The sequence below is a fragment of the Devosia enhydra genome (genome assembly GCF_900119845.1).
Taxonomy (GTDB): Bacteria; Pseudomonadota; Alphaproteobacteria; order Rhizobiales; family Devosiaceae; genus FPKU01.
The window spans coordinates 517334-544198 of record NZ_FPKU01000002.1 but is presented as its reverse complement, the minus strand read 5'-3'; the positions used below and the strand labels follow the sequence as shown (position 1 = coordinate 544198).

Here is a 26865-nt window from a genome sequence, read left to right as displayed (position 1 = left end):
CTTAGGCCGGCAGGCCCCGCAGCAGCCGCGGCCCCTGCGCGTCGAGGCCGGCCGCCCGCGCCATCAGCGCGCCCTTGACCGGCGGCAACCGGTCCACCACCCCGAGCCCCAGGTCGCGGATGGCGCGCAACGGCGCGACATCGTTGGAAAACAGCCGGTTCATCCCGTCTGTCACCATGGCCATCAGCGCGGTATCGAGCCTGCGCCAGCGCTGGTAGCGCTCGAGCGTATCGGCCTGGCCGGGGTCGAGCCCCAGCCGCAGGGCATCGAGCACCGTCTCGGCCAGCGCCGCGACATCCTTCAGCCCCAGATTGAGCCCCTGCCCCGCGATGGGGTGCACCACATGGGCGGCATCGCCCACCAGCGCCAGGCGCTCGGCAATGAAACTGCGGGCAAGGATCAGTCGCAGCGGATAGGATTGCAGCGCGCCCTCGAGCGTCACCGCGCCGAGCGCCGAGCCCATGGCCGCCTCGATGGCCGATGCGGCCTCCGCGAGTGGCAGCGCCGCGAGCCGCGCTGCTTCGGGTGCGCTTTCGGTCCACACCAGCGACGAGCGCAGGCCGCGCCCGTCACTATCGAGCAGCGGCAGGCTGGCAAACGGACCTGCGGGGCGGAAATGCTCATAGGCAATGCCCTCATGGTCGTGCTCATGGCCGATAGTGGCCACCAGCCCCGTCTGCCTATAGTCATGGGTCACGACCCCGATGCCGGCCATGCCGCGCAGGCCCGACATCGCGCCATCGGCGGCGACCACCAGCGCGGCCGAAATCGTCCGGCCATCCGCCAGCGTCAGGCGGCCCCGCTGCCGGTCCGCGGCAAAGCCCGCGATGGTGACCGGTGCGATGATCTCGGCCCTGTCGCCAAGCCGCGCCAAGAGCGCTTCGGCCAGCGCGGTATTGGGCACCAGATGCGCGAAGGGTTCGCCGGGCGCGACATCGCCCGAAAAGCTCAAGAAGAGTGGCCGGGCGATATCACCCGTCCCCGAATCGGTGATGCGCATGGCCCGCACCGGCGAGGCCACGCCCGCAACGCCGGGCCAGACGCCGAGCCCGTCGAGCACCTTGCGTACGCCCGCCGCGATGGTCGAGGCTCGCTGGTCGCGCGGCACCGAAAGCGGGCGCCGGTCGAGCAGCGCGATGCGGATACCGTCCATGCCGTCCGCCAGCGCGATGGCGAGCGCCAGGCCCACCGGCCCGCCGCCGACGATCGCGACATCATAGTCTGCATCGGTGTTGGCCGGCATGGCGTCCTCGTTAACTGGAAATCGCCTTCTATGTCGCGCTTTGCCGGGGCCGGTGCAAGGCACGCGGTGACGCACGGCATCTGCTCAAAATATCAGCTACAGTCCGATCATCGCGCATTTTTTCATCATTTTGCGGTCGGCGATAGTGATGGCCTGTCGACGGATCCAGCGCCTTTGGAAGAAAAAACTCTTTACCGACAGTGACTTGCTAACTTTCTCGACAGTTTGGCACGGCACTTGACTCTGCAACGGCGACACAAGGACCGACAGCAGAAGGAAAGGGGCGCCCATGAAGCTTATCGTCGCCATCATCAAACCATCGCGGCTCGAGGAGGTGCGGCAGGCCCTCAACTCCCTCGACGTCCATGGCATGACCGTCACGGAAGTGAAGGGCTATGGCCGCCAGAAGGGCCATTCCGAGATCTATCGCGGCACCGAATATGCCGTGCACTTCCTGCCCAAGCTCAAGGTCGAGATCGCCGTCGACGAGGCCCAGTCCGACGCCGTGGTCTCCGCCATCCGCGAGGCCGCCCAGACCGGCCGCATCGGGGACGGCAAGATCTTCGTCTTCGACCTCCTCGCCGTCACCCGCATCCGCACCGGCGAAACCGGCGCCTCCGCCCTCTGATGCCGCACCATCACGGAGTTCCTGCGATGATTTCCAAGTTTTCCCCGAAGCTCTGCGGCACTGCGGCGCTGGCTTCTCTCGTCCTTGCCTTCCCCGTCCTCGCCCAGGAGGCCACTGCCCCCGCCGAGGCTGCCGAAGCCGCCGAAGCCGTGCTCACCGGCGTGTCGGTCGATGTGGTGTTCATTCTCAATTCGCTGCTGATGCTGATCGGCGGCTTCCTCGTGTTCTTCATGGCGGCCGGCTTCGCCATGGTCGAAGCGGGCATGGTGCGCACCAAGAACGTCTCCATGCAGCTCTTGAAGAACATCTCGCTCTTCGGGGTGGCGGTGCTGATGTATTACCTCATCGGCTACAACCTCATGTATCCGGGCGACAACTGGTTGATCGGCACCTCCGATGGGGGCGGCTATCTCGGCGCCTTCGGCATCGCCATCCTCGAAGCGGTCGGCATCACCGCCGAGCAGGCGAGCGACATCTCCTATGCCGCCACCAGCTCGGATTTCTTCTTCCAGGTGATGTTCTGCGCCACCGCCGCCTCCATCGTCTCGGGCACGCTGGCCGAACGCATCCGCATCTGGCCGTTCCTGATCTTCACGGTCGTCCTGACCGGGCTGATCTACCCCATCCAGGCCTCCTGGAAGTGGGGCGGCGGCTTCCTCGATACCCAGTTCGGCTTCCTCGATTTCGCCGGTTCGACGGTGGTTCACTCGGTGGGTGGCTGGGCGGCGCTCGCCGGCGCCATCCTGCTGGGCGCGCGTCGGGGCAAGTACAACGCCAATGGCACGGTCAACGCCATGCCGGGTTCGTCCATGCCGCTGGCGACGCTGGGCATGTTCATCCTCTGGCTCGGCTGGTTCGGCTTCAACGGCGCCTCGCAGCTGGCCATGGGCTCGGTGGGTGATGTTGCCGATGTCGGCCGCATCATGGCCAACACCAATGCCGGCGCCGTGGGCGGTGCCCTTGCCGCCATGGTCTGTGCCGCAATCGTCTACAAGAAGGTCGACCTGACCTTCGTGATCAACGGCGCGCTGGCGGGCCTCGTCTCGATCACGGCCGAACCGCTGACGCCGGGCCTTGGCACTGCCATGCTGATCGGCGGCGTGGGCGGCATCATCGTGGTCTTCGCCGTGCCGCTGCTCGACCGGTTCAAGATCGACGACGTGGTGGGCGCCATCCCCGTCCACCTCTTCGCCGGCATCTGGGGCACCATCGCCGTGGTCTTCACCAATGGCGAGGCCAACCTCATCAACCAGCTGATCTCCATCGTCATCGTGGGCGTCTTCGTCTTCGTCGTCAGCTTCGTGGTCTGGTTCATCATCAAGGCCACCATCGGCCTGCGTCCGAGCGAGGAAGATGAGGAACTTGGGCTCGACAAGGCCGAAGTCGGCATCGAGGCCTATCCCGAGTTCAGGTGATATCGACCCTGGTGGCCCGGCATCGTGCCGGGCTGCCGATCTCCGCCTCCGGGTCCGGCACGCTGCCGGACCCAACCCTGCCGCTTGCCGGCGGCGTGCAGCCCATGCTCCTCTTGGCCCGCCACAGAGGCTTCCCACTCGCAAACCGCATGGGCTGCACACCCCCGCCAAGCGCCCCGGACCGACCGGAGCCAGCCTCCGTCTGCCGCCCAAATGAGCGGCAAACGCTTGCCGAATTGCCCAATATTTAGGCGCGCCAATGCCCGCCTCGCGCGCCTCCTGCAGCCGCGATGGGCAAGGCCCTGACTCTCAACGCAAATTCGCCTCGGCACGAACTGGCACGCGGCTTGACTCTCTGAAGTCGACCAAACCGCCACCTGCGAGGCATCCATGAAGTTCGTCGTCGCCATCATAAAGCCGTCCCGGCTCGAGGAGGTGCGGCAGGCCCTCAACTCCCTCGACGTCCATGGCATGACCGTCACGGAAGTGAAGGGCTATGGCCGCCAGAAGGGCCATTCCGAGATCTATCGCGGCACCGAATACGCCGTGCATTTCCTCCCCAAGCTCAAGGTCGAGATCGCCGTCGACGAGGCCCAGTCCGACGCCGTGGTCTCCGCCATCCGCGAGGCCGCCCAGACCGGCCGCATCGGGGACGGCAAGATCTTCGTCTTCGACCTCCTCGCCGTCACCCGCATCCGCACCGGCGAAACCGGCGCCTCCGCCCTCTGATGCTTCCTATCCGGAGTTCTCTTGCTATGTTCAAAACCAAGACCCTTCTGGGCGTGGGCGCGGGGCTTGCGGCCCTGACCCTGCCCGCTCTGGGGCAGGAAGCCTCCGCCCCCGCGGCCGAGGCCGCCGCCGCCGTCGTGCCTGTCATCGACAAGGGCGACACGGCCTGGATGCTGGTGTGCACCCTGCTCGTCATCCTGATGACCATCCCCGGCCTCGCGCTGTTCTATGGCGGCCTGGTGCGCTCCAAGAACATGCTCTCGATCCTCACCCAGGTGCTGGCGGGCTTCGCCATGATCGCGCTCTTGTGGGTGATCTACGGCTATTCGCTGGCCTTTGCCGGCCCCAGCGAGGGCGGCCTTTCGGCCTTTATCGGGGATCTCTCCAAGCTCTTCCTCGCCGGCGTCACGCCCGACAGCACCTCCCCCACCTTCTCGGCGGCCTTCGAGCTGCCCGAGCTCGTGTTCGTGTGCTTCCAGCTCACGTTTGCGGCCATCACCGCCACGCTGATCACCGGCGCCATCGCCGAGCGCATGAAGTTCGGCGCGGTCATGGCCTTCCTCGCCCTCTGGTTCACCTTCTCCTACCTGCCCATCGCCCACATGGTCTGGGCCGGTCCGGGCCTGCTCTTTGGCATGGGCGCCTATGACTTTGCCGGCGGCACGGTGGTGCACATCAATTCGGGCGTCGCAGCCCTTGTCGCCTGCATCGTGCTTGGGCCGCGCCGGGGCTTCCTCAAGGAGCCGCAGCCGCCCCACAACCTGCCCTTCACCTTCATCGGCGCCTGCCTGCTGTGGGTGGGCTGGTTCGGCTTCAATGCCGGCTCCAACCTCGAGGCCAACGGGCTGACGGCGCAGGCCTTCCTCAACACCATCACCGCCCCGGCGGCGGCGGCCCTGGCCTGGGCCCTGGCCGAAAAGGTGCTGCGCGGCCATGCCAGCCTTCTGGGCGCGGCATCGGGCGCGGTGGCCGGCCTCGTGGCCATCACCCCGGCGGCCGGCTTTTCGGGCACCATGGGCGCAATTGTCCTCGGTGCCGTGGCCGGCGTCGTCTGCCTCTGGGCGGTCATCACCCTCAAGCCGATGCTGAAATATGACGACAGCCTCGATGTCTTCGGCATCCATGGCGTCGGCGGCATCGTGGGCGCCATCGGCACGGCCATCGTGGCGAGCCCCTCGCTCGGCGGCTACCCGCTCGATGGCTATGCGATGGGCAGCCAGCTCGTGACCCAGATCACCGCCGTGGTCATCGCCGTGGTGTGGTCGGCCGTCGTCACCCTCGTGGCGCTCTTGATCGTCAAAGCGCTGTTCGGCGGGCTTCGGGTCTCCGAGCAGGCCGAGAGCGACGGTCTCGATCTCGCCACCCATGGCGAGCGCGCCTACAACTGATCCTGCAATCCAAAGGCTCCTCCCGGAAAGGCCGTCGGCATCATGCCGGCGGCCTTTTCGTTCGATGGAGTTGCCGATGCCGGGGATTAGGCCGGGGTTAACCATGGACCCCTAGCATGGCGCATTGGATGGGGCTCCCGCGCCCTGCGTCATGATGAAAAGTCCTCCCATGCCCAGCCAGAATCTCGCCCAAGACCTTCGCCAGGACCCGGCACCGGCCATCGCCATCACCATCCCGGTGCGTCTCATCGGGCTCGTGGTGCTGGGGCTCGTGGCGATCGTCATGCTGTCCCTGGCGTCCTGGTCGGTGGATGATCCGAGCTTTTCCTACGCCACCGACAAGCCGGCGGCGAACTGGCTCGGCTTTCCCGGCGCGGTGATCGCCGATATTTCCTTCCAGGTCTTCGGGCTCGGCATCATCGCGCTCTTGGTGCCGCCCGCGCTCTGGGGCTGGACGCTGATGCGCCGCAAGGTGCCCTCGCGCCTACCGCTCCGGCTCATCGCCTGGCTCGGTGCCGGCATTCTGGCCACGGGCGCCCTGGCCTTCCTCGCCGTGCCCGAAAGCTGGCCCCTGCCCACCGGGCTCGGCGGTCTCATCGGCACGGGTTTCCTGAGCCTTTCAACCATGCTCACCGGCGAGGCGCCAGCCGGCCTGACGGCGATGCTCTTTGCCGTGCTCGTCGCCGCGCCCAGCCTTGCGCTCTTCTTCATCGCCATGGGCTTCGGATTTTCCGCCCCCGCCGCCAGAACGCGGCCGGCCGAGGCCAAGGCGCGCAGCCGGGTCGGCACCCGTGGTGCCCACGAGCCCGAGGCTGACGCCGATGACGGGCGGGCCGGGCTGTTCGACGTGGCGCTCGGCGCCGCCGTCCATCTCGGGTTTTCCGCCCGCAGCGCCATCAAGCGTGCCAGGGCAGCGATTCTCGCCCGCAAGGCAGCCGAAGCCGATGACGGCGCCTGGCGCGACAGCCGGGCCGAGCCCAGCCTCGTTTCTGCCCCCGCCATCGCCCCCGCCCATGCCTCTGCCCCAGAGCGGCGCGAGCCGGTGGTGGTGCATGCCCGCCGCTCGGCCGAACCGGTTTCGGATGCGCCCGATCCCGACGAACTCTATCCCGAAGATGCGCCCTTCGATCTCGACGACGATCCGGCTGCCGTCATGCCCGAGCCGCCGCCGGTCTCGCGCGTCGTGCCGCCCCAGCGCGGTCCCGCCGCACGGCGCGCGCCCGTCGAGCCGGTGGCAGCCCCGGCCGCCGCGCCGCGCGTCACGGCCCCTGCGCCGCGTTCGGCCCCCGGCCAGCGCGCCACGCGCGAGGCCCAGTCCTCGCTGCTCGATGATCCCTTCGGCTTCCAGCTGCCCGAGCTCAGCCTTCTCGCCGAGCCGCGCCAGAGCGGGGTGCCCGAGGAGCACCAGCCCGAGCGGCTCGAAGCCATGGCCCGCAGGCTCGAAGGCGTGCTCGAGGATTTCGGCGTCAAGGGCGACATCATCAACGTCCGGCCCGGGCCGGTCGTGACCCTTTACGAACTCGAGCCCGCCCCCGGCATCAAGTCCTCGCGCGTCATTTCGCTCGCCGACGACATCGCCCGCTCGATGAGCGCCCATTCGGCCCGCGTCGCCGTGGTGCCGGGGCGCAACGCCATCGGCATCGAATTGCCCAACAAGACGCGCGAGACCGTCTATCTGCGCGAAATGCTGGCCTCCTCCGATTTCGAGAAGATGAAGGGCAAGCTGCCCATCTGCCTCGGCAAGACCATCGGTGGCGAACCGGTGATCGCCGATCTCGCGCGCATGCCGCATCTGCTCATCGCCGGCACCACCGGCTCGGGCAAGTCGGTGGGCATCAACACCATGATCCTCTCCATCCTCTACCGGATGACCCCGGCCGAATGCCGCCTGATCATGATCGATCCCAAGATGCTCGAGCTCTCGATCTATGACGGCATCCCGCACCTTCTGACCCCCGTGGTCACCGATCCCTCCAAGGCCGTCGTGGCGCTCAAATGGGCCGTCCGCGAGATGGAGGATCGCTATCGCAAGATGAGCAAGATCGGCGTCCGCAATATCGACGGGTTCAACCAGCGCGTCAGCGAAGCCAAGAAGAAGGGCGAGGTCATCACCCGCACCGTGCAGACCGGCTTTGATCGCGAGACCGGTGAACCGATCTTCGAGAGCGAGGAATTCGATCTCGAGCCCTTGCCCTTCATCGTCGTCATCGTCGACGAGATGGCCGACCTGATGATGGTGGCCGGCAAGGAGATCGAAGGCGCCATCCAGCGCCTCGCCCAGATGGCGCGCGCCGCCGGCATCCACATGGTCACCGCCACCCAGCGCCCCTCGGTGGACGTGATCACCGGCACCATCAAGGCCAATTTCCCCACCCGCATCTCCTTCATGGTCACCTCCAAGATCGATTCGCGCACCATCCTGGGCGAGCAGGGTGCCGAACAGCTCTTGGGCAATGGCGATATGCTCTACATGGCCGGTGGCGGCCGCATCCGCCGCCTGCACGGGCCCTTCGTGGCCGACAGCGAGGTGGAGAGCATCGTCAGCCATCTCAAGGCACAGGGCTCGCCCGACTATCTCGAATCGATCACCGAGGAAGAAGAAGACTTCGATCCCGCCACCGCGACGGGCGACGATCAGGGCGGCGGTTCGGGCGACGAGCTCTATGACAAGGCCGTGCATGTGGTGCTCACCGACAAGAAGGCCTCGACCTCTTATGTCCAGCGCCGCTTGGGCATCGGCTACAACAAGGCCGCGACGCTCATCGAGCGGATGGAACGCGAAGGCGTGATCTCGGCCGCCAACCACGCCGGCAAGCGCGAGATTCTCGTCGGCAACAATGCGGACGGGTATTGAGGGCACGAGCCCTCAGCCCGCACTCTCCCAACCGGCGTGAGGCGAAGCGGCACACGCTTCGCCGCCCGGCAGCGGGACGGACTGAATACAGCCCGACGGAGCGGCGAATTTCTACGATGTGAATGATAACAACGCCAACGCCGCGCGTCGGTCTAATGCCGCCGCTGGCCGGCGGCGATAGGCGTCAGGCCCCGCCGATCCGGCCGCGCACGCCGGCGATCGCACCCAGATAGCTCAGCAATTCCTCGCGGATGCGGCTGGCTGCCCGCGCCGCGAGACCGGGATCGCCGTCGATGAGCTTCTTGAACGCACTGCGCGGCACGAACAGCGTCTCGGCATAATCGATGCTCTTGAGCGTCACCGGGCGCGGCTTGGCCACCACCAGCGCCATCGCGCCGAACACGGTGCCCACCTTCGAGACCACATGCGGGTCGCCCTGTCCCTCGAGATCGGCGGTGGTCGCCACCGTGCCCGATACCAGCACATGGGCGCCCGCCGCCGTGTCGCCGACCTTGTAGATCAGCGCGCCGGGCTTGTGGCGCATCCGCTCGGCCGCGAAGGCGAGGAGACGGCGCTGCTCGGCGTCGCAGATTTCGAAGAAATCCGCCTTGCCCAGGATCGTCGCGACGTCGTCCAGCTGCATCCTGCCCCAGTTCCCGGCCCGCCCCAAACCCGGCCTCATGCCGGCGGCGGGGGCCGCAAACTGTGCATATAGAGCAATTCCATTAAGGAACTGGAAGCGTTAACGACCGATCGCTCACGGCACCAGCCGGTAGCCCCCGTCGTCCGTCACGAGAATGCGGGCATGCGAGGGATCGCGCTCGATCTTCTGGCGCAGCCGGTAGATGTGGGTTTCGAGCGTGTGTGTGGTCACCCGGTTGTTGTAGCCCCACACCTCCTTGAGCAGCACTTCGCGGCTCATGGTCTTGGGGCCCTGCCGGTAGAGGAACTTGAGGATCGAGGTTTCCTTGTCGGTCAGCCGGATTTTGGCGCCATCGGTGGATTCCATCATCTTGGCCGCCGGCTGGAAGCTGTAGGGCCCGATGGTGAACACCACGTCCTCGCTCTGGTCGTGCTGGCGCAGCGCCGCGCGGATGCGCGCGAGCAGCACCGAGAACCGGAAGGGCTTGGTGACATAGTCATTCGCCCCGGCCTCGAGCCCCAGGATCTCGTCGGCCTCGGCCGACTGGCCGGTGAGCATTAGGATCGGGCTCTTGAACCCCTCGCGCCGCAGGATCTTCACCGCCTCGCGCCCGTCCATGTCGGGCAGCCCGACATCGAGGATCATCAGGTCCACATGGGCGTTGCGCACCTTGGAGATCGCGTCCTGCGCCGTCCCGCCCTCGACGATATCGAACTCGCGATACTGGTCGAGCTGTTCCACCAGCGTCCGGCGCAGCTCCGCATCGTCGTCAACCATAAGAATGCGGCGCTTGTTCATGGCCCTACCCTTCATGCGACAGTCACTGGCCCGAATACGGCCGAGACGCCGGATCGGGCCAATCAAATAGCCGTTACGGTCGGGGAACGTGATTTGACTTGCGAAAGTTTCGTTTGCGCGGCGATTTACCGCTGATCCATCCCTTGCGGTGGCCGTGAGCCGAACAACGCCGAGCCCACCCGCACATGCGTCGCGCCCATCGCGATCGCCGTCGCGAAATCCCCGCTCATCCCCATCGACAGCGCCTTGACCCCCGCCTCGCGCCCCAGCTGCGCCAGATGCGCGAAATAGGGCCCCGCCGGCTGGCCCTCGGGCGGAATGCACATCAGCCCGCGCACATCGAGCCCATAAGTCGTCCGGCACGTCTTCACAAACGCCACCGCCTCGGATGGCGCGATGCCGGCCTTCTGCTCTTCTTCCCCGATATTGACCTGCACGAAAACCGGCAGCTGCTTGCCCGCCCGCGCCATCTCCTCGGACAGCACCCGCGCCAGCTTCTCGCGATCCACCGACTGGATCACATCGAACAGCATCACAGCATCGCGCGCCTTGTTGGTCTGCAACGGCCCGATCAGGTGCAGTTCGAGATCGGGAAACGCCTCCCGCAGCGCCGGCCACTTCTCCTTGGCCTCCTGCACGCGGTTCTCCCCGAACACCCGCTGCCCGGCCACAAGATAGGGCCGCACCGCTTCCGCCGCGAAGGTCTTGGACACCGCCACCAGCGTCACCTCTTCGGCCGGCGGGCCGAACCGCGCCCTCGCCCGCGCGATCTCGCGCGTGATGATGGCAAGCCGCTCGGCCGCTGCCGCCGAGGCATCGAGACGCGTGTCGTCCATGGCTTAGGGGCCCCGACTGTTGACCGCAAAGGGGATTTCTGATGATGGTCCGGGTAACCCAACGCCCCCCGGAATACAACAGCAAGCCCGCAGAAGGACGCTATCGTGACCGCCCCATTGGCCGAGCGCTACAATCCGCGCGTCGAGGAACCCCGCTGGCAGAAGGCATGGGACGAAGCCGGCGCCTTCACCGTCCATAACGACGATCCGCGCCCGCGCTACTACGTCCTCGAGATGTTCCCCTACCCCTCCGGCCGCATCCATATGGGCCATGTGCGCAATTACACGCTGGGCGATGTCGTCGCCCGCTTCCAGCGCGCCCGGGGCTTCAACGTGCTGCATCCCATGGGCTGGGATGCCTTCGGCCTGCCGGCTGAAAACGCCGCCATGGAGCGTAAGCTCAACCCCGGCACCTGGACGCGCCAGAACATCGCGACCATGAAGGCCCAGCTCAAGTCGATGGGCCTCTCGATCGACTGGTCGCGCGAGGTCGCCACCTGCGAGCCCGAATATTACCGCCACCAGCAGGCGATGTTCCTCGACATGCTGGACAAGGGGCTGATCACCCGCAAGAATTCCAAGGTCAACTGGGACCCGGTGGACCTGACCGTTCTCGCCAACGAGCAGGTGATCGACGGGCGCGGCTGGCGCTCGGGCGCCGTGGTCGAGCAGCGCGAGCTGACCCAGTGGTTCTTCAAGATCTCCGACTATGCCGATGAGCTCTTGTCGGCGCTCGACGGGCTCGACCAGTGGCCCGAAAAAGTGCGGCTCATGCAGCGCAACTGGATCGGCCGGTCCGAAGGCCTGCGCCTGCTCTTTGCGCTCGAGCCCTCCGCGGCCACCACGGCCACCAGCATCGAGGTCTTCACCACCCGGCCCGACACGATTTTCGGCGCCTCCTTCATCGCGCTCTCGCCCGATCATCCGCTGACCACTGAGCTTGCCGCCGACGATCCGGCGCTGGCCGAATTCGTCGCCGAATGCCATCGCCAGGGCACAGCCACCGAGACCATCGAAAAGGCCGAAAAGCGCGGCCATTTCACCGGCCTGCGCGTGCGCCATCCGGTCAATGCGGGCGAGACCTTGCCCGTCTATGTCGCCAATTTCGTGCTGATGGATTACGGCACCGGCGCCATTTTCGGCTGCCCGGCGCATGATCAGCGCGATCTCGATTTCGCCCGCAAATACGATCTGCCGGTGCTGCCGGTCGTGCTGCCGCAGGGCGCCGATCCGGCAAGCTTCTCGGTCGCCAACGATGCCTTCACCGATGATGGCACGCTGTTCAATTCCGGCTTCCTTAATGGTCTTTCCATCGAAGCGGGCAAGAAAGCCATCGCCGAATACTTCGCCGCGCGCCAGGTCGATGGCCAGCCGCAGGGCAAGGTCGAGGTCAATTTCCGCCTGCGCGACTGGGGCATTTCGCGCCAGCGCTATTGGGGCTGCCCGATCCCGGTCATTCACTGCGAAAGCTGCGGCACGGTTCCCGTCCCCAAGAAGGACCTGCCGGTGGTGCTCCCCGAGGATGTCACCTTCGACAAGCCCGGCAACGCGCTCGACCATCATCCCACCTGGAAGCATGTCGATTGCCCGCAATGCGGCCGCCCGGCCCGTCGCGAGACCGACACGATGGATACCTTCGTCGATTCCTCGTGGTATTTCGCCCGCTTCACGGCGCCCGATGCCGATACGCCCACCGTGCCGGCCGAGGCCAACAGCTGGCTTCCGGTCGACCAGTATATCGGCGGCGTCGAGCACGCGATCCTGCACCTGCTCTATTCGCGCTTCTTCACCCGCGCAATGAAGGCCACCGGCCATCTCGATCTCGATGAGCCGTTCAAGGGCATGTTTACCCAGGGCATGGTGACCCACGAGACCTACAAGTCCGAGGATGGCCGCTGGCTCTCGCCGGAAGAGGTGCGCTTCGAGACCGTCGCCGGCCAGCGCAACGGCTATGAGATCGCCAGCAATGCGCCCATCCGCATCGGCGCCGTCGAGAAAATCTCGAAGTCCAAGCGCAACGGCACCGACCCCGACGACATCCTGAAGGTCTATGGGGCCGACGCCGCACGCTGGTTCATCCTGTCCGATTCCCCGCCCGAGCGCGATGTCGAGTGGACCGAAGCCGGCGTCGAGGGTGCGGGCCGCTTCCAGCAGCGCGTCTGGCGGCTCGTCGGCGAGGCTCTGGCCCATCCGCCGGTCATCGCCGGCGCGCCTGACGACGAGGCGCAGGCCATCCGCCGCATCGTCCATCGGGCCGTTCATGCCGTCGGTGGCGACATCGAAGGCCTGCGCTTCAACCGCGCCGTGGCGCAGATCTACGAGTTGGCCAACGCCCTCTCCCGCTATGTCGGGCTGGTTTCGGTTGCTCCCGAAGCCCGCCAGGCCGCCCTGCTCGAAGGCGTCACTCGCCTCGTCCAACTCATCGCCCCGATGATGCCGCATTTGGCCGAAACCTGCTGGCAGGCACTGGGCCATTCCGGCATGGCCTGCGATGCCGCCTGGCCCGAAGTCGATCCTGCCCTGCTCGTCGACGACAGCGTCGTCGTCCCGGTGCAGGTCAACGGCAAGAAGCGCGGCGAACTGGTGTTGCCCAAGGGCTGCGATCCGGCAGAAGCCGAACGCCAGGCCTTGTCACTGGACGCCGTTGCCCGCATGCTGGATGGCAAGCCCCCGCGCAAGGTGGTGGTCGTGCCCGACAGGATCGTCAATGTGGTGGTTTGAAGTTTCCAAGGCAGCGCAGTCTAGTCCTAGGGCAAAAGTCAAAGGACGGCTCACCGCAGGCACGACACCATCAGTTCTGGCGTCCCCTCTCCCCTCAGGGGAGAGGGTCAGGGTGAGGGGTGCAGTCTCTCGGCAGAAACCCGTTCTTCCCACGTCCGCTCAGCTTCGCCCAACGAGAAGCCCAACCACCCTCCTCAAAGCCCTCGCCCTGACCGCAGCCCTCATCGCCCCGCTCGCCGCCTGCTCCAGCCTCACCCCCGTCTACAGCGACGGCCAGATCGGCGCGCGCCAGATGAGCTTTGCCTATGCCGAGCCGCGCAACCGGCTCGAACAGGTTATCTACCAGGAACTCGGCCTGCGACTGGGCAAGACCACCGATCCCTCCGCCCCGCTGATCCAGGTCACCGCCTCGGTCTATAGCCGCGACCTCACCTTGGGCAGTAACCCCGCACCAGCCGATGCGCGCGAGGCAACCGTCACCGCCACGGCGAAGGTTCTCGACGGACCCGGCGGACGCGAACTTCTGCAGGTGCGGCGGAACGCCTCGGCCTCGTACACCGAAAACGCCCAGGGGCTGGCGAACTTTTCAGCCCGAACGGAAGCGGAGGAGCGCGCCGCCAAAGCCGCCGCCGAATCCCTCCGCCTCGCCCTCCTCGGGGCCCTGTCGCGCTGACGCATAGACGTGCATTCCCGGCGGGTCTTGGCATACCGACTGCGGAGTCCTCCCCTTGATCCTCCAAGCCCTCCCGCTGAGCCCTCCAAGCCCTCACCCTGCCCCCTCAAGCCCTCACCCTGAGCCCTCAAAGCCCTCACCCTGAGCCTGTCGAAGGGCGAGGGCGGGCACTCCGGGATCTTAACCCTTCCCCTACGAGCCGCAATGACCGCCCTCAAAGCCCATGAAGTCGAGCGCTACATCATCCGCCCGGACATCAGGGTAGGTGTCTACCTCGCCTATGGTCCCGACGCCGGCCTCGTCAACGAGGTTGCCACCCGCCTTGTCGCAACGCTCGCCGGCGAAGGCAGCGACCAAGCCGAGATCGTCACGCTCGACCAGGCCGTCCTCGACGGCGACGCTCAGCGGCTGGCGGTGGAAGCGCGCAGCACCTCGCTGTTCGGCGAACGTCGCGTCCTGCATCTGCGTAGCCCCGGCAAGGGCACCGTGCTGGCCCTCGCTGAACTGATCGACGATCTCGCTGTCCCCATCATCATCGAAGCCGGCAACCTTGCGGCCAAGGACCCGCTGCGGGCCTTTGCCGAAGCCCAGAAGCTGGGGCGGGCCTTGCCCTGCTACGCGGACAGCGATGAAGCCGTCGCCCGGCTGATCTCAGATACATTCTCCAAGGCCGGCATTCGGGCCGATGCCGATGCCATGGCCGCCATCCGCGACAGTCTCGGCAACGACCGGGCTGTCACCCGCGCCGAATTGGAAAAGCTCGTATTGTTCGCCGGCCCCGGCGGAACGGTGACCCGAGACGACGTGCTCGCGCTTTGCGCTGACAACGCCGCGCTCATGCTCGATGCCATTCTCGACAATGCCGGCTCAGGCCATGCCGAGAATATGGAGCGAGCCCTCAACCGCGCCATCGCCGCCAAGGTCGATCCTCAGCAAATATTAACCATGGCGCTTAACCATTTCACTACACTGCGCCGCTGGAGGCTGGCAGTCGATGGCGGCCAGCCCGCTCGCGCCGTGCTGGATAGCGCGCGCCCCCGTCCGCACTTTTCTCGTCGCGCTGCTTTCGAGCGTCAGCTCCGCTCATGGGATGAAGAGCGTCTCGCGTCCGCAACCGATCGCGTCCTGACCGGCATCAACGAGAGCCGACGCAACGCCCCGCTCTCCGAGGCGATCGCGCGCCGAACATTTCTGGCACTGTGTTACATGGGATCGGCCGCGTGATTTAGCGGCTTTCGCACGATATCTCACGTGCCTGCGTGGATGTTTCACGTGAATCCCGAAGCAGCAGAAGTCGTCCGCTTCACGTGAAACAGCCCGCTTTTACGTGCTAAATCAAACGCTTAGCTCTGGCCAGCCAGCTTCATGCAAATGGCATCGAGCTGCTCCAGCGTCGAATACCGGATCTCCATCCGCCCGCCCTTTTCCCCATGCGCAATGGCCACATTGAGCCCCAGCATGTTGGACAGGCGCTTTTCGAGTGCGGTCGTATCGGCATCCTTGACCTTGGGCGCACTCTGTTTAGGCGACTTCCGGGGCGTCTCCTCGGCCTGACCCAGCGCCTCGGCCTCACGCACCGATAGACCCTTTTCCACGATGATTCGGGCCAAAGCCTCAGGATCACCGGCCGTGATCAGCGCCCGCGCATGCCCCGCCGTCAGGTCGCCCTTGGCCACCATGGCTTTGACCGGCTCCGGCAGTTTCAGCAGCCGCATGGTATTGGCGACATGCGACCGGCTCTTGCCGATCACTTGCGCAAGGTCCTGCTGCGTATAGTCAAATTGCTCGATCAGCTGGCCATAACCCTGCGCCTCTTCCAACGCATTGAGATCCACCCGCTGCACGTTTTCGATGATCGCAAGCTCGAGCGCTTCCTTGTCGCCCACATCGCGAATGAGCACCGGAACATCATGCAGCCCGGCCCTCTGCGCCGCCCGCCACCTCCGCTCGCCCGCGATCAGTTCGAACTGGTTCGGATCCCGTGTCGGCCGAACCAGCAGGGGCTGCATGATGCCCTTTTCGCGAATCGAGTTCGCAAGGTCCGCAAGCTGCTCGTCGTTGAATTCCCGCCGCGGATTGGCGCGATTGGCGATGATGAAATCGACCGGCAACCGCTTCAACCCATTGGATGATTCCGCCACCCGGGGGCTGTCGATCGTATTCATGTCGCCGATCAGGGCCGCAAGCCCACGTCCCAGGCGGCTCGGTCGTTCCGTCATCTTCGCCTCCTCAGGCCGCCTGCAGGCGCCGCTCGCGCCGGATCACTTCAGTCGCCAATCGCAGATACGCCTGGCTGCCAGCGCATTTCAAATCATAAAGCAGCGCCGGCTTGCCGTAGGACGGAGCCTCGCTCAGACGCACATTGCGCGGAATGACGGTGTCGTAAACGAGATCGCCCATTTCGGACCGCACGTCGGTCAGCACCTGCTCCGACAGATTATTCCGCTTATCGAACATCGTCATCACCACGCCCTGGATCGATAGCCGCGGATTGAGCGTCGACCGGATGTGTTCGATGGTCTGAAGCAGCTGGCTCAGCCCTTCGAGCGCGAAAAACTCGCATTGCAGCGGCACCAACACCGCATCTGCGGCGACAAGGGCATTGATTGTCAAGAGATTGAGAGACGGCGGGCAATCGATCAGGACATAGGTCACGGGCTTGCCGGCAACCAGGAACCCGTCCATTCCGCGCAACGCATCGCGAAGCCGGAAGGCACGGTCTGATGAAGCCGCGATCGCAAGCTCCACGCCCAGCAGATCCATTGTCGACGGAACAATGGCCACATTCGGCACATCCGTCATCACGGCCGCCCCAGCCACGTCCGACTCTCCGACGAGAAGGTCATAGCTGGAAATTTCACGACCGGCCCGCGATATGCCGAGCCCCGTCGACGCATTGCCCTGCGGATCAACGTCGATGATCAGCACGCGCTCGCCAATCGCCGCAAGGGCGGTCGCGAGGTTTATGGCGGTGGTGGTCTTGCCGACCCCGCCCTTCTGGTTCGCCAAGGTCAAGATGCGTGGCACCGCTGCCTCCTGCCCGATGGTTCAGAGAGGCCGGATGGAACTGACCTCAAGAATCACGCCATCGCCATCGATGTCGCTTGGATGCACTATCACATCGAACGCCCACTTGGCACGCGCGGCAGCGATCTCGTCAACATGTTCGCGGCCCTTGTGGAGCAAGGCTCGCCCGGTCGGCGCCATCACCTGCGCAACAAGTCCGAGAAGCGGCGTCAGCGCAGTGACGGCGCGCGCTGTCACCAAATCTGCCTGTAGAAGGGTGTCTTCAATCCGTGACGTCAGAACCTCGACCCCGTCGAGACCGAGCTCGCGGCGGACTTGGCGGAGAAACGCGGCCTTCTTGGCGATGGGCTCCACCAGGTAATGACGCCGGTTGCTCCCCTTTAGGGCGGTCGCTAGTGGGATTGCCGGGATACCGCCGCCGCTCCCGATGTCGCACAGGATGCGTTCGTGCGTTTGGATGTAGCGGACGAGCTGGACGCCGTCGATCAGGTGCCTATCCCAGAGATCGGTGGTTTCACGTGAAACAAGATTCTGTGCTGCGTTCCATTTTCGGATCAGCGAGGCATAAGATTCCAGGTCGCGAGTTACCTCACCAACCGACCGCGTGAGGAAACCGGAATAGCGCGATAGATCACCCCGCACGACGTAAACCGCTCCGTCGCAGAGCCGCGACAATCAGCGTCAGCGCGGCGGGCGTCATTCCCTCGAGCATCTGAGCCTGGGCGATCGTAGCTGGCCTGAATGTCGTGAGCTTCTGCTTCAGTTCTGACGACAGGCCCGGGATCGCGGCGAAATCGAAATCCGCTGGCAGGATTTCGCCCTCCGCGCGCTTGACCGAGGCAATGTCGGCACGCTGCCTGTCAAGGTAGACTGCATATTGAGCATCGATGGCCAGCTGATCAAGTGTGGGTCGTTCGATTGTTGCGAGCTCGGGGAAGGCGGCAACCATCGCGTTCGCATCAATGTCCGGATACGACAGGAGCGTGAACACCGAACGGCGACGACCGTCGGCATTAACCGTAATGCCTGCAGCCGCTGCCTCGCCGGGTGTCACCATGCGCGATTCCAACTTCACCCGTGCGGTATCCAGCTCCGCCTTCTTGCGCCGATACTGATCGAGACGCTCCGGGGAGATCAGCCCGATCGATGCGCCAACATCAGTGAGCCGCTGGTCTGCGTTATCGCTGCGGAGATGAAGACGGAATTCTGCACGGGAGGTGAACATCCGGTAGGGCTCGGTGACGCCCCGGCTGACGAGATCATCAATCATCACCCCGATATAGCTTTCCGTGCGGGACAGAACCCATTCGAGTTCACCCCGCGCTTTTCGCGCAGCGTTTGCTCCAGCCACCAGGCCCTGGGCCGCGGCCTCCTCGTAGCCCGTTGTGCCATTGATCTGACCGGCCAGAAACAGGCCGGGCACGGCGCGCAGTTCAAGCCCATGCGTCAGTTCGCGGGGATCCACATAGTCATATTCAATGGCGTAGCCGGCACGGAGAATCCTCACGTCTTCAAGACCGGGCAGCGTCTGCAGAAACTGCAGCTGCACGTCTTCGGGTAGAGAGGTCGACAGTCCGTTGGGATAGATCGTCGCGTCGTCAAGACCTTCCGGCTCGAGGAAGATCTGATGGCTGTCGCGATCGGCAAAGCGGACCACCTTGTCCTCGATCGATGGACAATAGCGGGGGCCACGCCCGGTGATCTTGCCGGAGTACATCGCCGACCGATGCAGATTATCCGTGATGACACGGTGCGTCTCGTCCGTGGTCCTCGTGATATGGCAGGGGACTTGCCGATTGAGGAGCTGCGTGGTCAGCGCCGAAAACGGTTCTGGCGGATCATCGCCGTGCTGGATTTCCAGCTCGTCGAAGCGGATCGAATTGGCGTCAAGTCGCGCCGGTGTGCCCGTCTTCAGCCTCCCGAGGTGCAGGTTGAGCGCCATCAGGCGCTCGGACAACCCCAGCGCCGGACCCTCGCCGAAACGACCGCCCGGCGTGGTGACGTCGCCGCGATGGATGAGACCGCGCAGGAAGGTACCAGTCGTCAGGACCACGGATGACGCTGTCAAAACCCGGCCGTCACGAAGACGGACGCCCGACACGGTACCATCGTCGAGCACCAGATCATCGACCTCACCTTCTATGATGTCGAGATCCGGTGTACCGCGCATCTTCCTCTGCATGGCACTGCGATAGAGCCGCCTGTCGGCTTGAGCGCGAGGCCCGCGCACGGCTGGACCTTTCCTTCGATTGAGCACGCGAAACTGGATGCCGGCAGCATCGGCGACCACGCCCATGACGCCGTCGAGCGCATCGATCTCTCGCACCAGATGGCCTTTGCCAAGGCCTCCAATGGCCGGGTTGCAGCTCATCTCGCCGATGGTATCGAAGCGATGGGTGACGAGGGCCGTCGGTACGCCCATACGGGCGGAAGCGGCCGCAGCTTCGCAGCCGGCATGGCCGCCACCGACGATGATCACCCCGAAATCAGTCATGACCGCCACCTGCGTTTCACGTGAATCATCGGCCAGTCACTTCCCGATGCAGAACCGCGAAAAGAGTGCATCGAGCACATGTTCGGGGTCGACGCGGCCGATCAGGCGATCGAGCGATGTCGTCGCCGTGCCGATCAAGCTGGCTGCGATCTCTGGCCGGTCAAGACACGAGAGTGCTTCCCTAAGTCCGCTCGCCGCCGAACTCAAGGCCTGCCTGTCGCGCTCATGGCTGATGAGTACGGATTGCCCGGCATCGAAATCGGCTAGAAACGCTGTCAGGCGCAACAGGAGAGGATCGAGACCGTCGGCGTTAAGTGTTGAAATTGGGAGGGTTCCGGGTGCAGATGCACCCAGGTCCGCCTTGCTCGATATCGTCCAGACTTCCGGATGGTGCGGTGCAACGAGATCCGTAGGGACGTCGGGTGCCTGGAGCCAGAGCACGACATCGGCGGTGTCTATGGCGAGGTGCGCGCGCCGGATGCCCTCCGCCTCGGCGAGGCTGTCCGTTGTCCTCAGGCCAGCCGTGTCGACGAGAACAACCAGTTGCCCCTCGAGATCGATGGGGACTTCCCGAACGTCTCGGGTTGTGCCGGCTTCCGCCGTGACGATGGCGATGTCTGAGCGTGCAAGAGCATTGATAAGGCTGGATTTTCCGGCATTTGGCGGGCCGGCGATGACGACGCGCAGGCCCTCTCGTATGATCCGCCCGCGACCATAGGTATCGGCACTCTGCTCAAAGGCCCGCGCCAGATCGGCAACGCGCTCGGCAAAATCGGGCGGCAGGAACTCTCCGACGTCACCTTCGTCCGAGAAGTCCAGCGCACCCTCGAGCTCGGCGCGAAGATCGAGGAGCCGCTCGCGCCAACCCTCGAGACGTTCTGACAGTCCGCCCTCGAAGCGGCTCTGTGCCAGGCGCCGCTGGTTCTCGGTCTCGGCGCCTAAAAGATCAGCCAGCCCATCGGCCGCCACGAGGTCGAGTTTCCCGGCCTCAAACGCGCGCTGGGTAAATTCGCCCGGCCTCGCCAGACGTAAGCCGTGCCTGCCGCCCAGTTCGCCCAGAATCTTACGGACCAGCGCGGGAGACCCATGCAGGTGCAACTCGGCAGTATCTTCGCCGGTAAAGCTCCCCGGAGCGGGCATCCAGACAATCAGCGCGCGATCGAGTGTCGCCGAGCCGACGCGGACGTCCCGCAGGACGAGCCGCCGCGGCGGGGGCAGGGGGCCCGTCATGTCGATGAGCGCGGACCCAGCCGCAGGGCCCGACAGACGAATGACGGCAACGCCAGCCGGCAGGGCCCCGCTCGACAGCGCGAAGATCGTGTCGCGCACCAGGGACACCCGTCAGGTGTTCATCGAATCGAAGAAGTCGCTGTTCGTCTTGGTCTGCCGCAGCTTGTCGAGCAGGAACTCGATCGCGTCCACCGTGCCCATGGGGTTGAGGATGCGGCGCAGCACATACATCTTGCGCAGGATATCGGGTTCGACGAGCAGCTCTTCCTTGCGCGTACCGGACTTGGTGACGTCGATCGAGGGGAAGACACGCTTATCCGCCACCTTGCGATCGAGCACGATTTCCGAGTTACCCGTGCCCTTGAATTCTTCGAAGATCACTTCATCCATACGGCTGCCCGTATCGATCAGCGCCGTCGAAATGATGGTCAGAGAGCCGCCATCCTCGATATTGCGCGCGGCGCCGAAAAAGCGCTTGGGACGCTGCAGGGCATTGGCGTCGACGCCACCCGTCAACACCTTGCCCGAGCTCGGAACCACAGTGTTGTAGGCGCGGCCAAGACGCGTGATGGAATCGAGGAGGATAACCACATCCCGCTTGTGCTCGACCAGCCGCTTGGCCTTCTCGATCACCATCTCGGCCACCTGGACGTGGCGCGAGGCGGGCTCGTCGAAGGTTGAGGAAATAACCTCGCCTTTGACTGACCGCTGCATGTCGGTCACTTCCTCAGGCCGCTCGTCGATGAGCAGCACGATAAGGTAGCACTCGGGATGGTTGATCGCGATCGACTGGGCGATGTTCTGCAACAGAACGGTCTTGCCGGTCCGTGGCGGCGCCACGATCAGCGCGCGCTGGCCCTTACCGAGCGGCGCCACCAGGTCGATAACGCGGGCGCTGCGATCCTTGAGGGTAGGATCGGCAATTTCCATGCGCAGCCGCTCATCGGGATAGAGCGGGGTGAGATTGTCGAAATTGATCTTGTGCCGGACGGTCTCGGGATCTTCGAAATTGATCGTGTTGACCTTGAGAAGGGCGAAATAGCGCTCGCCCTCCTTGGGAGACCGGATCTGGCCTTCGACGGTGTCGCCTGTCCTGAGGCCGAAGCGACGGATCTGGCTGGGGCTGACATAGATATCGTCGGGGCCCGGAAGGTAATTGGCATCGGGTGAACGCAGGAAGCCGAACCCGTCGGGCAGGACCTCGACTACGCCCTCGCCGGTGATATCCACCTCGCGCGCCGCCAGCTCCTTGAGGATGGCAAACATGAGCTCCTGCTTGCGCATGGTCGAGGCGTTCTCGACCTCGTGTTCCTCGGCAAAGGCGAGGAGCTCGGCCGGAGATTTTGCCTTAAGCTCACTGAGCTTCATGTTTTCCATGGAGTGAAGAGACCCTTGGGCGAATGCGATGGGAATGGACGGCGGGGAAAGGACAAGGCGTGTCGACGCTGGGGAAGCGCGAGCCTTAGAAAAGGCGAACCCGTCGCTGCACCGTTAGCGCAATCATGCCCGCGGTTCAAGCGGCAAAGCGGTGCGGCTCAGAACGGCTTGACGATCACAGCGATGACGATGCCGATCATCAGCACGGTTGGAACTTCGTTGATCAGCCGGAAATAGCGGGCGGGCCTCGTGTTGCTGTCGGTGGCAAAGGCCTTGCGATGCCGGGCAAGAAGGCCGTGATAGCCGGAGAGCACGAGCACGAGGGCTAGCTTGAGCCAGATCCAGCCCATCGAGAAGATGGCGCTGCCATAAAGATGGATGAGCCAGAGCCCGAAGATCCAGCTCGCGATCATCGCCGGTGTGGTGATGGCACGCAGCAGCCGCCGTTCCATAATCTTGAAGGTCTCGGACTGGACCGATCCGACCTCTGCATCGGCGTGATAGACATAGAGGCGCGGCAGGTAGAAAAGCCCGGCCATCCAGGCGATGACCGAAATCACATGCGCGGCCTTGACCCATTCCATGGTGCTTATCCGTTGTGAACGAGGTTGATCAGCTCTTCGACATGCGCGATCGGCGTTTCGGGCACGATGCCGTGCCCGAGATTGAAAATATGGCGCCGGCCGGAGAACCCGGCAATGATGCTCCGGGCCCGCTCACGCATCTGCTCGCCGCCCACCACGACCCGCAGCGGATCGAGATTGCCCTGCACACCGACAGAAGCCGGCAGCGCTGTGTTGGCGAAGTCCACCGGCATGCCGTAATCGAGCCCGACCATGTCGACGCCCGTCTCCTCGACATAGCGCGCGACGAGCCCCGCCGCGCCGCGTGGAAAACCGATGATCGGAGCACCGGGAATAGCGGCGCGCACCCCTTCGACGATCCGGCGATTGGGGGCAATCACCCGCTCGGCAAACGCCACCTCATCAAGGTTCATGGCCCAGCTCTCGAACAGCTGCACCACATCGCAACCAGCACGGAACTGCTCAACGAGATAAGCGATGCTGAAATCAACCAGCCGATCGATCAGCGCCGCAAAGGCCTCCGGATGCTGCAGCGCAAAAAGCCTCGCAGGACCCTGATCGGTCGTGCCGCGGCCGGCAATCATGTAGGTCGCCACCGTCCAGGGTGAGCCACAAAAGCCGATCAGGGTCTTTTCCGGCGAGAGGCCAGCCCGCACCAGCCGAACGGTCTCAAACACCGGCGCGAGGTGGGCAAGCCCCTCCTCACCCTTGAGATTAGCCACGTCCTCAGGTCTGATCGGTTCGAGCCGTGGGCCTTCGCCCTGCTCGAAGCGCACGGTGCGGCCCATCGCGTCGGGCACGACGAGGATATCGGAAAAGAGGATTGCCGCATCGAGGGGAAAGCGCCGCAGCGGCTGGAGTGTTACCTCCGCTGCGAGCTCCGGTGTGTAGCAAAGATCGAGAAAGCTGCCGGCCGTCTGCCGCAGGGCGCGATACTCAGGGAGGTAGCGCCCGGCCTGTCGCATAATCCAGACAGGCGGCCTTTCCTGCTCATGGCCCAAAACCAGGTCGAGCAGGCGCTTCCCCGTCCGCGATGCGGGCAGTCGCCTATCCCCCTGAAAAGAATCTAGATTCTGTATTTTCATTATCATGACGGTGTTTTGCCCCAATTCACGTCTGCCCACAATCGGGACCCACAGCGGCATGCGCGCGCAGACGGCGTCGTTAACGGCTTGTTAAGGGATGTGGCGGCATAGAGTCAGTAACGGCTGATTAAGATTGGTAAACAAAGTCTTAACGGCAGGTCTTGAGAGGATATCTCGTGTATGGCGGCGCTGCGCCGCGCCCCTTCACCGCCAGGGTTATCCCCATTATCGACTCCCATCCCTCGCGCCCACCGCTGCGCCGGAGGTTGGGGACGCAATTGGGGATGGATATGAACAACTCCCTCGCTCCTCGAAATGCCGGCCTCTAGGCTGATCTTGAGGCTTGAGCCTTGGACAAGTGTGTGGAAAACCACCTGCCATGCTCATTCTCGCCAGCCAGAGTCGTACGCGGATCAACCTTCTCAGCGGGGCAGGCCTGTCCTTCCGGGCAGAGCCCGCGGCTGTGGATGAACGTCTGCTCGAAGCGCAGATGCCCGACCAGTCGCCCGGTGCGATCGCGGAAGGGCTTGCCATCGCCAAGGCGCGCGCCGTGAGCATGCTTGTCCCCAATGCGGTGGTCATTGGCGCCGATCAGGTGCTGGCACTGGATGGCGCGGTGCTGCACAAGGCCAGCGACCTCGAGGCGGCCCGCGCGCGGCTCGATGCCCTGCGCGATCGTACCCACGCGCTTCATGCCGGCGTGGCACTGGTGCGTGACGGCATGGTGCTTTGGTCGACGCTCGACACGGCCCGACTTGCGATGCGCGACTTTTCTGCCGACGAGCGCGATGAGGTGCTTGCGCTCGAAGGCGAGGGCGTATTGGGCTCGGTGGGCGCCTACAGGCTCGAGGGACCATCCATCCGGCTGTTTTCCCGCGTGGAAGGCGATTATTTCACCATTCTGGGGCTGCCGCTTTTGCCTCTGCTCGCTGCCCTGCGTGTCCATGCTCCCCAAACGCTCAGCCCGGTAAAGACGTGACCAGAGCCTTCGTCATCGGCCATCCCATAGCCCATTCGCGCTCTCCGCTGATCCATGGTCACTGGCTCAAGACCTATGGCATCCCCGGCAGCTATGAAGCCATCGACGTCACCCCCGAAGCCCTGCCGCAGTTTTTCGATCGGATCCGCGCAGGAGAATTCGCCGGCGGAAACGTCACGGTGCCGCACAAGGAGGCCGCATTCGCCCTCTGCGATTTCCAGGATGTCGATACCTGCCACCTCAAGGCCTTCAACACGCTTTCGACCCTGCCCACAAGCGACGGACTGATGGTCTATGGCCAGAACACCGACCTCGTGGGCTTTCTAGCCAATCTCGATGCAGCTGCGCCGGGTTGGGATGAGGGCAGGGGGCGCGCCATCGTGCTCGGGGCCGGCGGGGCCGCCCGCGCCGTAGCCGCAGGTCTGGCCCTGCGCATGGGCGAGGTCCATGTGCTCAACCGCACCCGGGCCCGCGCCGAGGCCCTCGTCGATGATCTGGCAGGCGGATTGCGGGCAGGTGACCTCGATGACTTCGCCCACCTTGCCGAAAGCGCGCGCCTCGTCGTCAACACCACGACGCTCGGCATGCATGGCACGCGCTTCGAGGGCATCGACTTTTCCCGACTGCCGCGTGATGCCGTGGTGACCGACATCGTCTATGTGCCGCTCGAAACTCCCTTCCTTGCCGAGGCCCGTCGCCTCGGGCTCCGCACCGTGGATGGTCTCGGCATGCTCCTGCATCAGGCGGCGCCCGGGTTTGCGCTGTGGTTCGGGGTCGAGCCCGAGGTTACAGCGGATCTGCGCCGGCTGATCGAGGCCACCCTGTGATGCGGCGTCTCGGACTCACTGGCTCGATCGCCACCGGCAAGTCGACGGCCCTGGCGGAATTTAAGGCTCAAGGCATTCCGGTCTTTTCGGCCGACGCGGCCGTCCATGCGCTCTATGCCGGGGCGGCCCGCCGGCCCATCGAAGCGCTGTTCCCCGGTATGGTACGGGATGGAGAGGTCGATCGTGCCGCCCTCGCCCATAAAGTGCTGGGCCAGCCGCAGAACCTTGCGGCGCTCGAACGCCTTGTTCACCCCATGGTGCGGAGCGAAATCGGGGATTTTTTGAACCGAGCGGACGCTTCGGGCGCAGACCTGGCCGTGGTCGATATTCCGCTGCTCTTTGAAAGCGGCCATGACTGGGGCTTCGATGCCGTGATCGTCACCATCTGCACGCCAGAGATCCAGCGTCAGCGGGCGCTGGCCCGGCCGGGGATGACACCGGACAAGCTCGATGCCATCCTCGCGCGCCAGATGCCCCAAGGGGAAAAGCTTGCGCGCGCCGACCATGTGGTCGATACCTCGGGCAGTTTCGATGAGACGCGTGCGGCCGTGAACGCCATCATCGCGCAGGAAAGAGCCAAGGCCCAGGCCCGACCATGATCCGTGAAATCGTCCTTGATACTGAAACCACCGGCCTCGAGGCGCTGCGCGGCGACCGCATCGTCGAGATCGGCTGCGTCGAGCTTCTGAACCACATCCCGACGGGCAAGCATTTTCACGTCTATATCAATCCTCAGCGCGACATGCCCGAGGAGGCCTTCAAGGTGCATGGCCTCTCCGAGGCCTTCCTCTCGGACAAGCCGCTGTTCAAGGATGTTGCCGACGACTTCCGGCGCTTTATCGGCGACGCCCGGCTCATCATCCACAATGCAGCCTTCGACATGGGTTTCCTTAACGCCGAGTTGCAGCGCGCCGGCCTGCCGACGCTGGGCAATGAGGTCATCGATACGGTGTTCGTTGCGCGTCAGCGTCATCCGGGCGCGCGGGTCAGCCTCGATGCGCTCTGCAAGCATTATGGCATCGACAATTCCAAGCGCACGCTGCATGGCGCGCTGCTCGACTCCGAGATCCTTGCCGAGGTCTATCTCGAGCTCATCGGCGGTCGCCAGGTCGCGCTCAGCCTCGTGGCCGAAATGCGCGAGACCCATCAGCGCCAGGGCGAGGCGATCGTCGCGACCCCGGCCCGTCCGCGCCCCGTGCCGCTGGCGCCGCGCCTCGACGAGGCTGCGCTGCTTGCCCATGCCGCCATGATCGAGAGCCTGGGCGAAGCGGCCCTCTGGCGCAGTTATGAAGAAGGGGCCGGCTGAGCCGACCCCTTCGCAATTCTCGACGTTG

25 protein-coding genes are annotated in these 26865 nt (G+C 64.8%); 13 read left to right on the top strand and 12 right to left on the bottom strand.

The features are described from left to right. Window position 1: 1 nt before the first annotated feature. On the bottom strand, window positions 2-1243 hold the full coding sequence (locus BT183_RS11740; protein ID WP_072343113.1) for an FAD-dependent monooxygenase: 1242 nt from the start codon (window positions 1241-1243) through the stop codon (window positions 2-4). 30 nt (window positions 1244-1273) lie between these two features. On the opposite strand from BT183_RS11740, the gene BT183_RS20765 reads away from it, so the two are divergent. The 6 genes from BT183_RS20765 to BT183_RS11710 all read left to right on the top strand — a co-directional run bounded on the left by BT183_RS20765 (window position 1274) and on the right by BT183_RS11710 (window position 8257). Beyond that, window positions 1274-1447 (top strand): hypothetical protein, encoded by a 174-nt coding sequence (locus BT183_RS20765; RefSeq protein WP_177282499.1) that lies wholly within the window; start codon window positions 1274-1276, stop codon window positions 1445-1447. An 85-nt stretch (window positions 1448-1532) separates the two neighbouring features. Beyond that, a complete protein-coding gene (locus tag BT183_RS11730) occupies window positions 1533-1871 on the top strand; it encodes a P-II family nitrogen regulator (RefSeq protein ID WP_072343107.1) in 339 nt (112 codons plus the stop codon). Window positions 1872-1897: 26 nt separating this feature from the next. Further along, a complete protein-coding gene (locus BT183_RS11725) occupies window positions 1898-3286 on the top strand; it encodes an ammonium transporter family protein (protein ID WP_072343104.1) in 1389 nt (462 codons plus the stop codon). A 390-nt stretch (window positions 3287-3676) separates the two neighbouring features. Next, a complete protein-coding gene (locus BT183_RS11720) occupies window positions 3677-4015 on the top strand; it encodes a P-II family nitrogen regulator (protein WP_072343101.1) in 339 nt (112 codons plus the stop codon). 26 nt (window positions 4016-4041) lie between these two features. Continuing rightward, window positions 4042-5403, top strand: coding sequence for an ammonium transporter (locus tag BT183_RS11715; RefSeq protein ID WP_072343098.1), 1362 nt, complete (start codon window positions 4042-4044; stop codon window positions 5401-5403). A gap of 169 nt (window positions 5404-5572) precedes the next feature. Next, on the top strand, window positions 5573-8257 hold the full coding sequence (locus BT183_RS11710) for a DNA translocase FtsK (RefSeq protein ID WP_084603477.1): 2685 nt from the start codon (window positions 5573-5575) through the stop codon (window positions 8255-8257). A 184-nt stretch (window positions 8258-8441) separates the two neighbouring features. Here the strand turns inward: BT183_RS11710 and BT183_RS11705 are convergent, their stop codons facing one another. The 3 genes from BT183_RS11705 to BT183_RS11695 form a co-directional block, all read right to left on the bottom strand. After that, entirely contained in the window at window positions 8442-8900 is a 459-nt protein-coding gene (locus tag BT183_RS11705) for a cyclic nucleotide-binding domain-containing protein (RefSeq protein WP_072343095.1), read from the bottom strand. A gap of 114 nt (window positions 8901-9014) precedes the next feature. Continuing rightward, the gene (locus BT183_RS11700; RefSeq protein WP_072343092.1) at window positions 9015-9698 is read right to left on the bottom strand and encodes a response regulator transcription factor; all 684 of its coding nucleotides are present in this window, start codon (window positions 9696-9698) and stop codon (window positions 9015-9017) included. A 125-nt stretch (window positions 9699-9823) separates the two neighbouring features. After that, the gene (locus tag BT183_RS11695; protein ID WP_072343088.1) at window positions 9824-10534 is read right to left on the bottom strand and encodes a YggS family pyridoxal phosphate-dependent enzyme; all 711 of its coding nucleotides are present in this window, start codon (window positions 10532-10534) and stop codon (window positions 9824-9826) included. Between the two features lie 105 nt (window positions 10535-10639). On the opposite strand from BT183_RS11695, the gene leuS reads away from it, so the two are divergent. From leuS to holA, 3 genes are all read left to right on the top strand, one after another. Then, a complete protein-coding gene (leuS, locus tag BT183_RS11690; RefSeq protein ID WP_244545320.1) occupies window positions 10640-13255 on the top strand; it encodes a leucine--tRNA ligase in 2616 nt (871 codons plus the stop codon). A 292-nt stretch (window positions 13256-13547) separates the two neighbouring features. After that, complete coding sequence (locus BT183_RS11685) at window positions 13548-13928, top strand: LPS assembly lipoprotein LptE (protein WP_072343082.1); 381 nt, start codon at window positions 13548-13550, stop codon at window positions 13926-13928. Window positions 13929-14132: 204 nt separating this feature from the next. Further along, the gene (gene holA / locus BT183_RS11680; protein WP_072343079.1) at window positions 14133-15152 is read left to right on the top strand and encodes a DNA polymerase III subunit delta; all 1020 of its coding nucleotides are present in this window, start codon (window positions 14133-14135) and stop codon (window positions 15150-15152) included. A 119-nt stretch (window positions 15153-15271) separates the two neighbouring features. Here the strand turns inward: holA and BT183_RS11675 are convergent, their stop codons facing one another. From BT183_RS11675 to hemE, 8 genes are all read right to left on the bottom strand, one after another. Further along, entirely contained in the window at window positions 15272-16147 is an 876-nt protein-coding gene (locus BT183_RS11675) for a ParB/RepB/Spo0J family partition protein (protein ID WP_072343076.1), read from the bottom strand. Between the two features lie 10 nt (window positions 16148-16157). Beyond that, window positions 16158-16955 (bottom strand): ParA family protein, encoded by a 798-nt coding sequence (locus BT183_RS11670; protein ID WP_143145773.1) that lies wholly within the window; start codon window positions 16953-16955, stop codon window positions 16158-16160. A 21-nt stretch (window positions 16956-16976) separates the two neighbouring features. After that, on the bottom strand, window positions 16977-17597 hold the full coding sequence (gene rsmG, locus BT183_RS11665) for a 16S rRNA (guanine(527)-N(7))-methyltransferase RsmG (RefSeq protein ID WP_072343070.1): 621 nt from the start codon (window positions 17595-17597) through the stop codon (window positions 16977-16979). Further along, window positions 17587-19449: a tRNA uridine-5-carboxymethylaminomethyl(34) synthesis enzyme MnmG gene (mnmG, locus tag BT183_RS11660; protein ID WP_072343067.1), complete on the bottom strand. Its 1863-nt coding sequence runs from the start codon at window positions 19447-19449 to the stop codon at window positions 17587-17589. Before mnmG ends, rsmG begins: the two co-directional genes overlap by 11 nt. 36 nt (window positions 19450-19485) lie before the next feature. Next, complete coding sequence (gene mnmE / locus BT183_RS11655) at window positions 19486-20778, bottom strand: tRNA uridine-5-carboxymethylaminomethyl(34) synthesis GTPase MnmE (protein WP_244545319.1); 1293 nt, start codon at window positions 20776-20778, stop codon at window positions 19486-19488. 12 nt (window positions 20779-20790) lie between these two features. Next, the gene (rho, locus tag BT183_RS11650) at window positions 20791-22056 is read right to left on the bottom strand and encodes a transcription termination factor Rho (protein WP_072343063.1); all 1266 of its coding nucleotides are present in this window, start codon (window positions 22054-22056) and stop codon (window positions 20791-20793) included. Window positions 22057-22214: 158 nt separating this feature from the next. Beyond that, window positions 22215-22640: a protoporphyrinogen oxidase HemJ gene (gene hemJ, locus BT183_RS11645; protein ID WP_072343060.1), complete on the bottom strand. Its 426-nt coding sequence runs from the start codon at window positions 22638-22640 to the stop codon at window positions 22215-22217. A gap of 5 nt (window positions 22641-22645) precedes the next feature. Further along, the gene (gene hemE / locus BT183_RS11640; RefSeq protein ID WP_084603474.1) at window positions 22646-23731 is read right to left on the bottom strand and encodes a uroporphyrinogen decarboxylase; all 1086 of its coding nucleotides are present in this window, start codon (window positions 23729-23731) and stop codon (window positions 22646-22648) included. Between the two features lie 373 nt (window positions 23732-24104). Here hemE and BT183_RS11635 point away from each other — a divergent pair, with 373 nt between their 5' ends. The 4 genes from BT183_RS11635 to dnaQ are packed head-to-tail and all read left to right on the top strand — an operon-like array spanning window position 24105 to window position 26837. After that, window positions 24105-24704: a Maf family protein gene (locus BT183_RS11635; RefSeq protein WP_072343054.1), complete on the top strand. Its 600-nt coding sequence runs from the start codon at window positions 24105-24107 to the stop codon at window positions 24702-24704. Further along, a complete protein-coding gene (locus tag BT183_RS11630) occupies window positions 24701-25531 on the top strand; it encodes a shikimate dehydrogenase (RefSeq protein ID WP_072343051.1) in 831 nt (276 codons plus the stop codon). Before BT183_RS11635 ends, BT183_RS11630 begins: the two co-directional genes overlap by 4 nt. After that, on the top strand, window positions 25531-26130 hold the full coding sequence (gene coaE, locus BT183_RS11625) for a dephospho-CoA kinase (RefSeq protein ID WP_072343048.1): 600 nt from the start codon (window positions 25531-25533) through the stop codon (window positions 26128-26130). The genes BT183_RS11630 and coaE overlap by 1 nt, the downstream gene beginning before the upstream one ends. Continuing rightward, window positions 26130-26837, top strand: a complete 708-nt coding sequence (dnaQ, locus tag BT183_RS11620; RefSeq protein ID WP_072344662.1) for a DNA polymerase III subunit epsilon — start codon at window positions 26130-26132, stop codon at window positions 26835-26837. Before coaE ends, dnaQ begins: the two co-directional genes overlap by 1 nt. The last annotated feature ends 28 nt before the right edge of the window (window positions 26838-26865 follow it).